General features: G+C 70.5%; 11 protein-coding genes. 6 read left to right on the top strand and 5 right to left on the bottom strand.

Annotation, left to right across the window (positions count from 1 at the left end):
* Positions 1-86: 86 nt before the first annotated feature.
* The 3 genes from ppc to ACFUCU_RS11735 all read right to left on the bottom strand — a co-directional run bounded on the left by ppc (position 87) and on the right by ACFUCU_RS11735 (position 4,777).
* The gene (gene ppc, locus ACFUCU_RS11745; protein WP_377972768.1) at positions 87-2,924 is read right to left on the bottom strand and encodes a phosphoenolpyruvate carboxylase; all 2,838 of its coding nucleotides are present in this window, start codon (positions 2,922-2,924) and stop codon (positions 87-89) included.
* 128 nt (positions 2,925-3,052) lie between these two features.
* Positions 3,053-3,907, bottom strand: a complete 855-nt coding sequence (locus ACFUCU_RS11740; RefSeq protein WP_377972767.1) for a Rieske 2Fe-2S domain-containing protein — start codon at positions 3,905-3,907, stop codon at positions 3,053-3,055.
* Positions 3,908-4,096: 189 nt separating this feature from the next.
* The gene (locus ACFUCU_RS11735) at positions 4,097-4,777 is read right to left on the bottom strand and encodes an NADPH-dependent F420 reductase (protein ID WP_290256689.1); all 681 of its coding nucleotides are present in this window, start codon (positions 4,775-4,777) and stop codon (positions 4,097-4,099) included.
* Between the two features lie 123 nt (positions 4,778-4,900).
* On the opposite strand from ACFUCU_RS11735, the gene ACFUCU_RS11730 reads away from it, so the two are divergent.
* Both ACFUCU_RS11730 and ACFUCU_RS11725 read left to right on the top strand, forming a co-directional pair.
* A complete protein-coding gene (locus ACFUCU_RS11730) occupies positions 4,901-5,521 on the top strand; it encodes a TetR/AcrR family transcriptional regulator (RefSeq protein WP_377972765.1) in 621 nt (206 codons plus the stop codon).
* Between the two features lie 131 nt (positions 5,522-5,652).
* Complete coding sequence (locus tag ACFUCU_RS11725) at positions 5,653-6,552, top strand: DUF1684 domain-containing protein (RefSeq protein ID WP_377972763.1); 900 nt, start codon at positions 5,653-5,655, stop codon at positions 6,550-6,552.
* A 39-nt stretch (positions 6,553-6,591) separates the two neighbouring features.
* Here the strand turns inward: ACFUCU_RS11725 and ACFUCU_RS11720 are convergent, their stop codons facing one another.
* On the bottom strand, positions 6,592-7,854 hold the full coding sequence (locus ACFUCU_RS11720) for an acyl-CoA dehydrogenase family protein (RefSeq protein ID WP_377972761.1): 1,263 nt from the start codon (positions 7,852-7,854) through the stop codon (positions 6,592-6,594).
* Positions 7,851-8,648 (bottom strand): SDR family NAD(P)-dependent oxidoreductase, encoded by a 798-nt coding sequence (locus ACFUCU_RS11715; protein WP_377972760.1) that lies wholly within the window; start codon positions 8,646-8,648, stop codon positions 7,851-7,853. The genes ACFUCU_RS11720 and ACFUCU_RS11715 overlap by 4 nt, the downstream gene beginning before the upstream one ends.
* A 160-nt stretch (positions 8,649-8,808) precedes the next feature.
* Here ACFUCU_RS11715 and ACFUCU_RS11710 point away from each other — a divergent pair, with 160 nt between their 5' ends.
* The 4 genes from ACFUCU_RS11710 to ACFUCU_RS11695 all read left to right on the top strand — a co-directional run bounded on the left by ACFUCU_RS11710 (position 8,809) and on the right by ACFUCU_RS11695 (position 14,137).
* A complete protein-coding gene (locus ACFUCU_RS11710; protein ID WP_377972759.1) occupies positions 8,809-10,152 on the top strand; it encodes a glycoside hydrolase family 76 protein in 1,344 nt (447 codons plus the stop codon).
* A gap of 163 nt (positions 10,153-10,315) precedes the next feature.
* On the top strand, positions 10,316-11,368 hold the full coding sequence (locus tag ACFUCU_RS11705) for an iron ABC transporter substrate-binding protein (protein WP_377972758.1): 1,053 nt from the start codon (positions 10,316-10,318) through the stop codon (positions 11,366-11,368).
* A gap of 4 nt (positions 11,369-11,372) precedes the next feature.
* Positions 11,373-12,965, top strand: coding sequence for an ABC transporter permease (locus ACFUCU_RS11700; RefSeq protein WP_377972756.1), 1,593 nt, complete (start codon positions 11,373-11,375; stop codon positions 12,963-12,965).
* Positions 12,962-14,137 carry an ABC transporter ATP-binding protein gene (locus ACFUCU_RS11695; protein WP_290256697.1) on the top strand — a complete coding sequence of 392 codons (1,176 nt, stop codon included), beginning with the start codon at positions 12,962-12,964 and terminating at the stop codon, positions 14,135-14,137. The genes ACFUCU_RS11700 and ACFUCU_RS11695 overlap by 4 nt, the downstream gene beginning before the upstream one ends.
* Positions 14,138-14,155: the final 18 nt, after the last annotated feature.

Genomic DNA, 14,155 nt, shown 5'->3' with positions numbered 1-14,155 from the left:
GGGAGCGTCACCAGAAGACCCGCCACGCCTGAGGGAGCATCACCCCAAAAACCCGCAACACCTGAGGGAGCGTCACCCAAGAGCCCTTATCCGGTGTTGCGCAGGCCCGCGGCGACGCCGTTGACGGTGATCAGCATGGCCCGCTGCAGCCGCTCGTCGATCTCCCCGCCGGTCATCTCGGCGTCGGAGGACCCTGTGCCTGCCGCCCGGATGCGGCGCAGCAGCTCCACCTGCAGGTAACTGATGGGGTCCAGGTACTGGTCCCGGATTTCCAGGGAGCGCTTGAGCCCGGGCTGGGCATCCAGCAGCAGGTTCTCCCCGGTGAGGGCCCGGACCTCGGCCACGGTGAGGTCGAACTCGGCGCGGATGGCCTGGAAGATCCGGTGCAATTTCTCCGGGACGAGGGTGGAGACGTAGTAGCCGGCGATGTCCATGTCCGTCTTGGCCAGCGTCATTTCCACGTTGGAGAGCACGGAGCGGAAGAAGTGCCAGTGTTCCATCATCACGGCCAGCTGCTCGGTGTGGCCGGCCTCGCGGGCGGCCTTCAGACCGGAGCCGACGCCGAACCAGCCGGGCACGATCTGCCGGGACTGGGTCCAGCCGAACACCCACGGGATGGCCCGCAGCCCCTCCAGCCCGGCGCCGGAGTCGGGGCGCTTGGACGGGCGCGAGCCGATGTTCAGCGAGCCGAGCTGCTCCACGGGGGTGGAGGCCACGAAGTAGGCCGGCAGGTCCGGGTCGTCGATCAGGCTGCGGTAGCGGGCGAACGCGGCGTCGGAGACGGTGTCCATGACGTGGCCGTAGCGTTCGCGCTGGTCCTTGGTGGTGCGCGGCGCCCGGTGCAGCGCGGACCCCTGCAGCACGGCGGCCAGGGAGAGTTCGAGATTCTCGCGGGCGAGTTCGGGCAGCGAGTACTTGTCCGCGATGACCTCGCCCTGCTCGGTGAACTTGATCTCGCCGTCGAGCACGCCGTTGGGCTGCGCCAGGATCGCGTCGTAGGTGGGACCGCCGCCGCGGCCCACGGACCCGCCGCGGCCGTGGAAGAGCCGCACCCGGACACCGTGCTTGGCGGCGACGTCGCGCAGTTTGCTCTGGGTCTTGTGGATTTCCCACTGGCTGGTGATGACGCCGGATTCCTTGTTGGAGTCCGAGTAGCCGAGCATGATTTCCTGCACGTCGCCGCGGAGCCGGACCAGCTCGCGGTAGGAGGAGTTGGAGAGCAGCGCGTCCACGATCTCGGCGGAGGCGCGGAGTTCCTCGACGGTTTCCAACAGCGGCGCGAAGCCCAGCTTGGCGTACGGCGCCTCGCCGAAGAGGCTCACCAGGCCGGCCTCGCGGGCCAGGACGGCCGCGGCGAGGACGTCGTCGGCGCCGCGGGTCATGGAGATGATGTAGGTTTCGACGACGTCAGGGCCGAAGGTGCGCAGCCCGCGCCGGATTTCGCGGAAGACGTCATAGGTGCCGTCCGCGGCGCCGTCGAGCTTGATCGGGTGGCCGGAGAGCGGCCGGCGGGAGGCCAGCTCGGCGCCGAGCACCTCCAGCCGCTGGGCCCGGCTCAGCTCGGCGTAGCGCACGCCCGGTCCACCCAGCCGGTCCATCAGCTGGCCGACGGCGTCGTGGTGGTGGTCGGCGTGTTCGCGGATGTCGAGGGTGGCCAGGTGCAGGCCGAAGGAGGCCGCGGCGCGCCGGACCCGGGCCAGGGCGCCGTCGGCGGCCAGCGCGCCCTGGTGGTTCCGCAGCGAGGTGTCCAGCAGCTCGAGCTCGGCCAGCAGTTCGGCGGTGGCGGCGTAATCGCGGCCGGGTTCGTGCGTGGACCCGGCGGCCACTCGGCGGCGGGTGTTCAGCAGCTTGGCCTTGATGCAGGTGAGCTTGAGCCGGTAGGGCTCCTGGGCGTTCAGCTCCAGCACGCGGCGGTCCAGGCCGGGCAGGTTCTTGAGGTCGACGTCGATCGAGTCCAGCAGCGCCTGGTCGACACCGGCCAGGGCGGTGGAGTTCGAGAGCATCGAGATCAGCCCGTCGATCAGCTCGATGCAGATCCGGACGGCGTGCTGGTTCTGGATCTGCAGGATCTCGCGGGTGACGGCGGCGGTGACATTGGGGTTGCCGTCCCGGTCCCCGCCGATCCAGGAGCCGAAGCGGACCGGCGCCGTGCCCACCGGCAGGGTCACGCCGTGCTCGGCTAGCAGGTCCGCGAAGTCGGACATCAGCTCCGGCATCGCATCCGTCAGGATCCCGGTCAGGTAGTAGATCGCGTTCCGTGCCTCGTCCACCGGGGTGGGCCGGACCTGGCGGAGTTCGTCGGTCTGCCACATCTGGTCGATCACCTCGGCCAGCTGCCGGTCCTGGCGGCGGCGCGCGGGGGTTCCCTCGGCGGTGGGCTGGGCCAGGATGTCCGAGAGCCGCCGGACCTTGTCCAGCACCGAGCGGCGGGAGGCCTCGGTGGGGTGGGCGGTGAAGATCGGCCGGAGGTCAAGGGCGTTGACCACGTCCTGCAGCACGCCGGTGCCGGCCTTCTCGGCGATCTCGGCGATCGTCTTGGCCAGCCAGCCGTCCTTTTCCTGGCGGTTCCGCAGCCCGCGGACCCGGTGGACCTGCTCGGCGGCGTTGACCAGGTGGAAATAGAAGGCGAAGGCGCGCACCAGGTCGGTGGCCTGGTCCAGCGGCAGGGAGCCGAGGAGTTCGCGGACCTGGGCGACGACGTCGTACGAGCTCCAGGGGCCGGTGGCGTCCGCGCCGCCCCGGGCGGCTTCCTTCGATTCCTTGGTCAGCAGCCGCACCTGCTCCACGAGGTCGAGGAGCTCGGGGCCGTGCTGGCGGACCAGGGATTCGCCCAGGAGCGTGGACACCCGGCGGACGTCGGCGCGCAGTTCGGCGGCGAGGTCGTCGGCCAGCTTGAGGCCGGAGGTCAGTGCAGTGTCAGCCATGGAAGCATCTTTCGAGGTTCGAGGTGGCTCGTACACTGCGCTGGATACTGTGAGCCGGGTTACCTCTGGGATGTTACCCGCCTCACGCGCCGCGTGGGGAATCGGTTCCGTCTATTGGGCCGGGGGTATCAGGCCGTCCGGCGCCTGACTTCGATCCGCCCCTCATTGATCCTGGTGTCATAGGCCGGCTGCGGCCGGGTAGCCGGGCCCCGGACCACGGTGCCGTCGGCCAGCCGGAATGTGCTGCCGTGCCAGGGGCAGACCACGCAACCGTTGTCGACCGTGCCCTTCTCCAGCGGCCCGCCGGCGTGGCTGCACACACTGTCGACGGCGAGTATCGCCGCGCCAGTCCGGCACAGGAGGACGGTGACCTTGCCCGCCTCGACCTTGCGCGACCCGCCCTCGGGGAGTTCGGCGTCGTCGAGCACCGGAGTCCACTTCGAGGGGCCGTTCCGGTCCGCGGTCCTGTTGACGTTGACCGCGTTGGCGAAGCTCAGGTGGCCGCCGAGGAACCCGCCAAAGGTCAGGACGCCCAGCCCCGCCAGGCCCAGGGCCGTCCCCGCGCCGCGGTTGCCCCGGAAGCGGGCGGCGCTGGAGCACGCGTAGAGACCCAGGGCCACGGTGTTCACCGCGGCATGGACCAGCCCCACCCGTCGCGGTTTTCCGGCCGTGTCCGACCAGTCGTTGAGGCCGGCCGCCGCCGTCGGAACGGCTGCGGCGATCCCCACGGTCACCAACAGGTCCGCAGCCGGTTCCATCTCCCTGCCACCCACGGTGTCAAGGAGGGAGGCCATGGTCCACGCGCCGATCGGGATATCCGTGAGCAGGGGGTGCAGCGGGTGGCCTAGGACGGTGCCGCTGAGCAGGTTGCGGACGGCGCGGGGCTGCACAGCCTTGCCGACCAGGCCGGCGAGGGCGGACGCCGGACCATCCAGCCCGTCGAGGCGTTCGATGGCGGCGACGACGGAATCCATCGGGTTCATGACGGCTCCTCGGATGGCGGGCGAAGGACCGCACAGCACGGGAGGCTGCCGGTCGCCTGAGGCGGCCCGGCGCTGCCGGGCCGCCGGATGGACCCAGTGTTCCACCCGGGCCGCTTCAAGGCCCGGGACCTTTGGCCCCGGACCCCGCTGCGGGGACCTCCCGGGTCCCCGCCTCCCCGCGAGCCGTCCCTAGCGCGCGATCTTGAAGTTGAAGTCCGCGTTGCCCAGCGCTCCCCAGAGCCGCAGCCAGACCGGCAGCAGCATCTCGGTGCCGCGGGCGGTGGTGATGTCGCCGAGGTCGATGATGTCGCGGTGGCCCAGCTCGGCGAGCAGGCCGGAGACCTGGGCCTTGGCCTCGGCGTCGTTGCCGGAGACGAACACGGAGTGGTCGCCGCCTGCCACACTGGCGGGGTCCACCATCACGGAGGCGTTCATGGTGTTCAGCGTCTTGACCACCCGGGCCGCCGGGAAGGCGCGCTGCAGCTGCTCGCCGAGGCTGTCCGTGTTCACCGGGTTCAGCGACGGCGGGAAGCCCTGGGAGAAGTCCAGCGGGTTGGCGATGTCCATGATGACCTTGCCGGCCAGATTCTCCTCGCCGGCCGCGGTGAGGGCGGGAAGGGAACCGGAGCCGTTGGTGGCGTTGACGATCAGATCCGCCCCGGCGGCGGCGTCGGCGAAGGTGGTCAGCCGGATGCCGGGGTGCTCGGCGTGCCACTGGGCGAAGGGGACGCCGCCCATGGGGCCGGCCTCGGTACGGGCCAGGGTGGCTTCCGGGTCGCGGGTGCCGATGACGACGTCGTGGCCGAGCGCGACGAGGGCGGCGGCGACGGCGGGGCCGACGGTTCCGGTGCCGAAGACTGCGATATTCATGGTGACCTCACTGCAGACGGGAATTCTTGGCAGACAGGTTTGTCTACCTCTAAACGGGACGCTATCAGACAGATCTGTCTATGCACAAGGACGCGCAGACAGACCGGTCTGTAGCATGGAGGTATGAGTCCAGCAGCAGCACCCGCCCCGGCCGCCCCGCAGGCGGTCCGCACGCCCGCCGGCCAGGCGCGGGAGAAGATCCTGGCCACGGCCTTCCGGTTGTTCTACGCCCACGGCCTGCGGGCTGCGGGGATCGATACGATCATCGCCGAATCCGGCGTCGCCAAGGCCACGTTCTACAAGTACTTTCCCGCCAAGGACGACCTGATCCTGGCCTACCTGGAGCACGTGGACGGGGTCTGGTCCGGGCAGCTGCACGCCGCCGCGGAGGCCGCGTGCCCGGAGCCGGCCCGCCAGCTGGTGGGACTGTTCGACGCGCTCACCACGGCCTGCCGCCGCGACGGGTACCGCGGCTGCGCCTTCATCAACGCCGCCGCCGAGTCCCCCTCCGGCACCCGCGTGCACGAGCGGACCGTCGCGCACAAGCAGTCAATCCTTGCCTGGATCACCGAGCTGGCCGAACGGGCCGGCGCCGGGAATCCGGAGGCCCTGGCCCGCAGCCTGACCCTGATCCTCGACGGCGGCCTGGCCAGCGGGGTGCTCGACGCCGACCCCGCCGCCGCGGCCGCCGCCAAGGCCACGGCCGAGCAGCTGGTGGCCGCCGCCGTCGCCGTCCCCCGCTGACCCGCCTCGCACAACGCACCCCGCCCCTCCCCCTGCCCGCCCCACCCAACTGGCTCGCAGCAGAAGCCGTTTTGGGCCCTCATAACGGCCTCTACTGCCAGTCAGTTGGGCTGACACCCCCGGAGATGACCATGACCCCCGTAGACGCACCGGACGCTGACACCCAGGACGCCGGATCCCAGCACGTCGACGCACAACCAGCCGACCCGCAGCTGGCCCGTTGGCGGCGGTTCCGCACCAACCGCGACGCCGCCCTGGCCACCGAATACGGCTGGCTGACCCTGACGTCGTTCCAGTGGCTCGGGCCTGAGGCGTCCGCCCTTGAGCTGGTTCCGGGCCTCTGGTGGACGGACGGCACGACGGCGTTCCTCACCGCGGCGGCCTCGGACGGCCTGACGCTCGTGGAGACCGGAGAGCCGGTGGACGGGACCATCAGCGCGGGTTTGGCCGACGAGGAATCCCTGATCTGGGTGCAGTTCGGCGGCGACGACGGCAAGCGGGTGCAGGTGGAGCTGGCCATGCGTGGCGGGAAGTACGCCGTTCGGACCCGCGACTCCCGGTCCCCGGTGTTCACCGGCTTCGGCGGCGTCCCCACCTTCGGCTACCGGCCGGACCTTGTGGTCGAGGCGCGGTTCGAGCCGTACCCGGAGCCGGTGGACGTCCCGATCGGCACCGCGAACCCGCTGGTGGACGGGGTGCACCGCAGCGTCGGCGAACTCGTCTTCCGACTGCCCGGCAGCAACCATGAGTACCGGCTGCAGGCCGAGGAGGAGAAGCTCGGGGCCCTGACGGTGACGTTCCACGACGAGACAAACGGCGACTCGACCGATGAGTGGCGCAAGGTCTCCACCGCCCGCCCGCGGCCGGACGGAACCGTGGTCCTGGACTTCAACCGGGCCATCAACTACCCCAGCGCTTTCACCCCGTACGGCACCTGCCCCATGCCGGTGAAGAACAACAGCCTGGACTACCGGATCGAGGCCGGGGAACGGGTGCCTGACGGCGCCCCGGAGGACGCCGCCGGCAACTGACAGCCGCAGCGCGATGCGGCCCGCCCAAGGTCGAGTGCCTTAGACGATCGCCGAGACCCCGGTGACGGCCCGGCCGGCGATCAGGGTGTTGATCTCGAAGGAGCCCTCATAGGTGTAGATCGCCTCGGCGTCGGCGAAGATCTTGGCCATCCGGTAGTCGGTGACTAATCCGTTGCCACCCAGCAGCGACCGCCCCATCGCCACCGTCTCCCGCATCCGGGCGCTGGCGTAAGACTTCGCGAGAGCCACCTGCGGCATGTCCGCGGCGCCGGCGTCCTCCAGCTGGGCAATCCGCACCATCATCCCGGTGCTCGCCACCGCATTGCCCAGCATGGTCACCAGCTGCTGCTGGACCAGCTGGAATTTCGCCAGCGGCCGGCCGAACTGGCGGCGTTCGACGGCGTACTGCCGGGCGACGTCGAACGCGGCCAGCTGCTGGCCCACCGCCTGCCACGCCACCATGATCCGGGAGCCGCGCAACAGCTCGTTGGTGTCCTCGAAGCTGCTGATGCCGGCGAAGCGGTCCGCTTCGGCCACCCGCACGTCGGTGAAGACGATGTCCGCGTTCTGCACGGTCCGCAGCGCGATCTTGTTCTCGATCCGGCTGCGGCTCACCCCGGGGAGGGTGGCGTCGACGATGAAGCCGCGGATGGCGCCGTCGGCCTCGTCGCGGGCCCAGACCAGCACGTAGTCGCAGAAGGTGCCGTTGCCGATCCAGCGCTTGGCGCCGTTGAGCACCCAGTGATCGCCCTCGTCCCCGCCGGAGACGCGCCGGGCGCTGGTTTCCATGCCGCCGGCGACGTCGGAGCCGTGGTCCGGTTCGGTCAGGGCAAAGGCGCCGGTGGTGCGCAGGCTGGCCGCGTCCGCCAGCAGCCGGGAACGCTGGTCCTCGGAACCGAACTCGTAGAGCGACTCGACAAACAGGTCGTGGTGGACCAGGAAGAAGGTTGCCAGCGAGGTGTCCACCCGGGTGATCTCGGCGATCACGATCCCGGCGAAGAGGTTGCTGTAGCCGCGCTGGACCGGCGTGCTGAGCTCCAAGGCGGCGAGCTTGGGCAGGATGTGCGCGGGGAATTCGGCGCGGTTCCACCAGTCCTCCGCGTAGGGCGCCACCTCGCGGGCCAGGAAGCCGCGCAGTTCGGCCAGCTTGGCGCGTTCGACGTCGCTGAGCAGCGCCTCGTAGCCGAAGAAGTCCGCGCCGGGCAGGTCGCGAAGCCCGTCGGCGGCCCCGGAAACGGCCACCTCCTGCGCCCGGCCCGCCTGCGCCTGCTCTCCCTGCACCCGGTCCATCGCGAGCGTCACTTCGGGCCCATCCGGATGGCGCCGTCCAGCCGTATGGTCTCGCCGTTGAGCATGGCGTTGTCCACGATGTGCGCGGCGAGGTTGGCGTACTCCGCGGGCCGGCCCAGCCGGGACGGGTGCGGCACCTGGTGGCCCAGGGAGTCCTGCGCCTCCTGCGGCAGCCCTGCCATCATGGGAGTCTCAAAGATGCCCGGCGCGATGGTCACTACGCGGATCAGCGAGCGCGCCAGTTCGCGGGCGATCGGCAGCGTCATGGCGGCGACGGCGCCCTTGGAGGCCGCATAGGCAGGCTGGCCGATCTGGCCGTCGAAGGCCGCGACGGAGGCGGTGTTGATGATGACGCCGCGTTCGGGGCCGCCGAGCTCCGTGGCCACCGGCCCGGTGGCGGCCATCGCGGCGGCGGCAAGCCGGATGACGTTGAAGGTGCCCACCAGATTGACCTGGATGACGCGGTTGAAGGCCTCCAACGGCAGAACGCCGTCGCGGCCCAGGACCTTGCCCGGGGTGCCGATCCCGGCGCAGTTCACCACGATCCGCAGCGGGCCCAGCTCCGCGGCGGCGTCGACGGCGGCCTGCACCTGCTCCTCGTTGGTGACGTCCGCGGGCACGAACACGGCCCGGTTCCCGGCGGCCCCTTCACCCCCGTTCAGTTCGGCGGCGAGGCTCTCCCCCGCGGCGCCGGGCAGGTCCACCAGGACCACCGACGCCCCGGCGTCGAAAAGCCTGCGTGCGGTGGCGGCGCCCAGCCCGGACGCGCCGCCCGTGATCAGTGCGACGGTACCCAAGACGTCCATACATCCTCCTTGATGTGGAAACCCCTGCCCGGCCGCACAAGGCCGGCCGGGCCGCGGCGTCCGGAAACGTTAGTTAGTACACGTTAACTGGAATTGACACAAAGCGCACCCGTTCGTGGAGATTCCGCGCCGCGGGCACACCCGCCACTACTCTGGGACCATGACCGCAGCCGCCGCCCATACCCCTGCCCCGAACTGGTCCTTCCGCGCCGACGAAGCCGCGCGTTCAGTGACCCGGCTGTTCGGCCAGCGCCTCTTCTTCCTACCCGGCACCCACATCGGCGCCATCGTCCGCCCCTCAAGCCGGCTGAAGAACCTCTCCCGGCCTTGGCACTACTGGTGGCAGGCGCATTACGTGGACTGCCTGGTCGACGCCGGGCGGCGGGAACTCGGCGTCGCGGGCCACACCCCGGCGCACTTCGACGGCAAGAACCTGCCCAGCGCCGGCAAGCTGGCCTCGCGCCTGCTCAACGGCATACGGGTGCGGAACCTCTTCACCGTGGTCAACAGCTACTACGACGACATGGCCTGGCTGGCCCTGGCCACCCGGCGGCTGGAACTCCTGGCCGAGGGCGGCCGCAAGAGCGCCGGCCGCCGCCGCAACGCCCGCGTCCTCACCCGGCTGGGGGCACAGTTCGACGCCGCCTCCACCGACGACCTGGGCGGGGGCACCTTCTGGAGCAAGAAGCGGGACTTCAAGAACACCCCGGCGACCGGGCCGGTGGCGCTGCACTACGCCCGGACCGGCCAGGCGGCGCGGGCCCAGTCGCTGCTGGACTGGCTGGACGCCAAGCTGCTGGATCCGGAGCAGGGCCTCTACCGGGACGGCCTGCGGATTGTGCCGGAGGGGGAACCCCGGCTCGAAGAGGCCGTCTACACCTACAACCAGGGCCCGGCGCTGGGGGCCCTGCTGGAGCTCGGCGGCGAGGCGAACCTGGCACGGGCGCAGGAACTGATCACCGCGGTCCGCGAGCACCTGACCGTGGACGCACCCCTGCTGGGCCGCCGCGGCGAAGTGGTCCGCGGCGAGGGAACGGGCGACGGCGGCCTCTTCAGCGGGATTCTGGTGCGCTACCTGGCCCTCGCCGCGGTGGACGAGCGGCTCCCGGAGGAGACCCGGGCGACGGCGGCGCGGCTGGTCACGGACACGGCGGAGGCCTTCTGGGAGGGCCGGCGCGTGGTCGGCGCGAACGAGCCACTGGCCCGCAACGGCGCCCGGCTGGTCTTCTCCGCCCGGCCCGAGCTCCCCGCGCGCCGCACCTACCCGGCCGGCGCCGACATCGAACTCTCCACCCAGCTGCAGGCCTGGATGGTCCTCGAAGCCGCGGCCTCGATCGCGCCCCGCCTGCCCGCGATCGTCGACGCCGCCGACGCGGAGCAGCCGGCGGAAGGACAGCCGGGCGAGGGACAAACGGGCGAAGCGCGCCCGGACGTGCCCGCCGAGCCCGATCCCGCCTCCGCCGTCGTCGACGCCACAGCCCCGCGGCAATACGAAACCAATTAAGTCACGCAATAGTTTCGTAATTCGTGTGATCTCCCTCACTTAAGGCGCTCTCGGCTTGGTTGCTTAGGTTTGGCTAACCTACAGTTTTTTGTAGTGAGCATGCCCTAACCTCCCGCTCACGGAGGCGGGTTCCTACGACCTTTTCCTTGCAGAAAGCAGCCCCATGAAGATCCGCAAGAACGCGCTGGCAGGCGTCGCCCTCGCCGCCACCGCCGCGCTCGGCCTCGCAGCCTGTGGCTCCGGTTCGTCCTCCTCCGGCAGCAGCGCCGGCGCCGACGGCAAGCCCTCCGGTGAGATCACGGTCTACAACGCCCAGCACGAATCCCTCACCAAGGAGTGGGTGGACGAGTTCACCGCCGAGACCGGCGTGAAGGTGACGCTCCGCCAGGGTTCGGACACCGAGATGTCCAACCAGATCATCCAGGAAGGCCAGGCCACCCGCGCCGACGTCTTCCTGACCGAGAACTCCCCGGCCATGGCCCAGGTGGAAAACGCCGGCCTCTTCGCCGATGTGGACCCGGCCACCGTCGGCCAGGTCCCCGCCGAGTTCCGCCCGTCCACCAACAAGTGGACCGGCATCGCCGCCCGCTCCACCGTCCTGGTCTACGACAAGACCAAGATCAGCGAAGACAAGCTGCCCAAGTCCATGCTGGACCTGGCCAACCCGGAGTGGAAGGGCAAGTGGGCCGCGTCGCCGTCGGGCGCCGACTTCCAGGCAATCGTCTCCGCGCTGCTCGAGCTCAAGGGTGAGGCCGCCACGGAGGCCTGGCTCAAGGGCATGAAGGACAATTTCAAGGCCTACAAGGGCAACAGCACGGCCATGAAGGCCGTCAACGCCGGCGAGGTGGACGCCGCCCTGATCTACCACTACTACTACTACGGTGACCAGGCGAAGACCGGCGAGAACTCCAACAAGGTCACGCCGTACTTCTTCAAGAACCAGGACCCGGGCGCGTTCCTCTCCGTCTCCGGCGGCGGCGTGCTGAAGTCCTCGAAGAACGCCGGCGCGGCCCAGGCCTTCCTGAAGTTCATCACCGGGAAGAAGGGCCAGGAGATCCTGCAGAAGGGCACCTCCTTCGAGTACGCGATCGCCTCCGATGTGCCGTCGAATGACAAGCTGGTCCCGATCAAGGACCTGCAGGCACCCAAGGTCGATCCGGCCAAGCTCAACTCCGCCAAGGTCACCGATCTGATGACCAAGGCAGGACTGCTCTAAACCAGTGACCAAGACGCTGGCGGCTCCCGGGACCACCGGAAGCACGACGACGGCGGGCCGGGGCAAGCGCCCCCGCCCGCCGTTCGGCGTGTCCGTGGTGGCCATCCTGGCGGTCCTGATCGCCCTGTTCTCCCTCCTCCCCCTGGGCTACGTGGCGGTGATGACCGTCGCCACCGGCTGGGACACCGCTGTCAGCCTGATCTTCCGGGCGCGGGTGGGTGAGCTGCTGCTGAACACCGTGCTGCTGATGGTCTTCACCGTCCCGCTCTGCCTGGTGATCGGCGTCGGCGGGGCGTGGCTGGTGGAACGGACCACGCTTAAGGGCCGCCGGGGGTGGGCCGTGCTGCTGGCCGCTCCCCTGGCCATCCCGGCGTTCGTCAACAGCTACGCGTGGGTCTCCGCCGTCCCGTCGCTGGGCGGCCTGTGGTCCGGGGTCCTGATCGCCACGCTGTCCTACTTCCCGCTGGTCTACATTCCGGCCGCGGCCACCCTCAGCCGGCTGGACCCGGCGATCGAACAGTCCGCGGCCTCCCTGGGGCTGGGAGCGTGGCGGGCGTTCTTCCGGGTGGTGCTGCCGCAGCTGAGAATCGCGATGACCGGCGGGGCGCTGCTGGTGGCGCTGCACCTGCTGGCCGAATACGGGGCGTTCGCGATGATCCGGTTCGACACCTTCACCACCGCGATCATGGTCCAGTACCAGTCCACCTTCAACGGGGCCGCCGGCAACATGCTGGCCAGCGTGCTGGTGTTCTTCTGCCTGATCCTGCTGCTGGTGGAGGTCCGCGGCCGCGGCACCGCACGCTACGCCCGGGTGGGTTCCGGGGCCCAGGCGAGGGCCCTGCGGCTGCCGCTGCGCTTCTACCAGGCACCGGCCCAGCTGTTCCTGCTGGCCGTTACCGCGCTGGCGTTCGGCCTGCCGCTGACCTTCGTGGTGCGTTGGATCGTCGCCGGCGGCGCGGACATCTGGTCCGCCGATGAGTTCCTGCCCGCGCTGCTACAGACCCTGGGCTACGGGCTGGCCGGGGCCGCCGCCACCACCGTCGTCGCGTTCCCGATGGCCTACCTCGCGGTGCGCCGGCCCAGCTGGTTCAGCAAGGCCCTGGAGCTCTCGAACTACGTCACCAGCTCGATGCCCGGGATCGTCGTCGGCCTGGCCTTCGTCACCGTCAGCATCCGGGTGGCGCCGGACCTGTACCAGACCACCACGCTGCTGATCGCCGCCTACGTGCTGTTGTTCCTGCCCCGGGCGCTGGTGAACCTCCGCTCCGGGCTGGCCCAGGCACCCAAGGAACTGGACGAGGCCGCCCAGGCCCTGGGCAAGCCTCCGCTGCTGGCGTTCCTGCGCGTCACCCTGCGGCTGACCGCCCCGGCGGCGGCCGGCGGCGCGGCGCTGGTGTTCCTGGCGATCGTGAACGAACTGACGGCCACGCTGCTGCTCTCCCCGAACGGCACGCGCACCCTGGCCACCGAATTCTGGAGCAAGAGCAGCGAGATCGACTACGCCGGCGCCGCACCCTATGCGCTGTTGATGATCCTGCTCTCCGCCCCGATGACCTACCTCCTCTTCCAGCAGTCCAAGAAAGCAGCGGGACAGTGACCGAACAACACCCCTCCCGGCTTCCGGAACCCCGGATCGCCGCCTCCGTGGCGCCCAGCACCAACAGCCACCTGGAGGTCGCGGCCGTGACCAAGAACTTCGGTTCGCAGGCCGTGCTCAAGGGCGTCAACCTCTCCGTGGCCCGCGGCGGCACGACGGCGATCGTGGGCCCGTCGGGGTCGGGCAAGACCACGCTGCTGCGGCTGATCGCCGGGTTCGAGCACCCGGACACCGGCAGCATCTCCCTGGGCGGGCAGAAAGTGGCCGGCGACGGCGTCTGGGTCCCGGCGCACAAGCGCCAGGTGGGCTACGTGGCGCAGGACGGCGCGCTCTTCCCGCACCTGACCGTGGGCCAGAACGTCGCGTTCGGGCTCGACGCCGGCAAGCTCCCGGGCGGGCACCGCGGCGTCAAGGCGCGGGTGGCCGAGCTGCTGGAGATGGTGGCGCTGGACCCGGCGATGGCCAGGCGCCGGCCACACCAGCTCTCCGGCGGCCAGCAGCAGCGTGTGGCGCTGGCCCGCGCCCTGGCCCGCGAACCGGAGCTGATGCTCCTGGACGAGCCGTTCTCCGCGCTCGACGCCGGCCTGCGGGTGGCCACCCGCCGCACGGTGGGCAAGGTCCTCCAGGACGCCGGTGTCACCACCATCCTGGTCACCCATGACCAGGCGGAGGCGCTCTCCTTCGCGGACCAGGTGGCCGTGATGCGTGGCGGCAAGCTCGCCCAGATCGGCAACCCGTTCGTGGTCTACACCCGCCCCGCGGACCGGGCGACGGCGGAGTTCCTGGGCGACGCAGTGATCCTGGACGCCTGGATGGAGGGGTCCCTGGCCACCTGCTCGCTCGGCGGAATCCCGGTCCGCCGCCCGCCGGCGCAGGGCCGGGTCCAGCTGATGCTGCGGCCCGAACAGATCCGGATTGCCGAGGACGGACCCATCCGCGGCACCGTGGTGGACACCGACTACTTCGGCCCCGAAACCACGGTCCGGCTCCAGCTCCCGGTCCCGGCGAAGCTGGCCGAGGGCGACGTGGCGGACCACCGCTACCCCGGCGGCGGCGAAATCATCACCATCCGGCACTGGAACGCCTCGATCGCCCGCCCCGGTACCGAGCTGTGCCTGCGTGTTGTGGGCGAGGCCGTGGCCTTCCCGGTCGAGGACACCCCGCAGGCCTAGGACCCTCCCGGGACCTCC

This window comes from Arthrobacter sp. NPDC057259 (genome assembly GCF_042668995.1).
GTDB lineage: Bacteria > Actinomycetota > Actinomycetes > Actinomycetales > Micrococcaceae > Arthrobacter.
This window is presented reverse-complemented; position numbering and strand designations above follow the sequence as displayed.

What these genes read in the sequence shown, in the direction of transcription:
- ppc (WP_377972768.1), bottom strand. Translation starts at nt 2,924, where the DNA reads ATGGCTGACACTGCACTGACCTCCGGCCTCAAGCTGGCCGACGACCTC.
- ACFUCU_RS11740 (WP_377972767.1), bottom strand. Translation starts at nt 3,907, where the DNA reads ATGAACCCGATGGATTCCGTCGTCGCCGCCATCGAACGCCTCGACGGG.
- ACFUCU_RS11735 (WP_290256689.1), bottom strand. Translation starts at nt 4,777, where the DNA reads ATGAATATCGCAGTCTTCGGCACCGGAACCGTCGGCCCCGCCGTCGCC.
- ACFUCU_RS11730 (WP_377972765.1), top strand. Translation starts at nt 4,901, where the DNA reads ATGAGTCCAGCAGCAGCACCCGCCCCGGCCGCCCCGCAGGCGGTCCGC.
- ACFUCU_RS11725 (WP_377972763.1), top strand. Translation starts at nt 5,653, where the DNA reads ATGACCCCCGTAGACGCACCGGACGCTGACACCCAGGACGCCGGATCC.
- ACFUCU_RS11715 (WP_377972760.1), bottom strand. Translation starts at nt 8,648, where the DNA reads ATGGACGTCTTGGGTACCGTCGCACTGATCACGGGCGGCGCGTCCGGG.
- ACFUCU_RS11710 (WP_377972759.1), top strand. Translation starts at nt 8,809, where the DNA reads ATGACCGCAGCCGCCGCCCATACCCCTGCCCCGAACTGGTCCTTCCGC.
- ACFUCU_RS11705 (WP_377972758.1), top strand. Translation starts at nt 10,316, where the DNA reads ATGAAGATCCGCAAGAACGCGCTGGCAGGCGTCGCCCTCGCCGCCACC.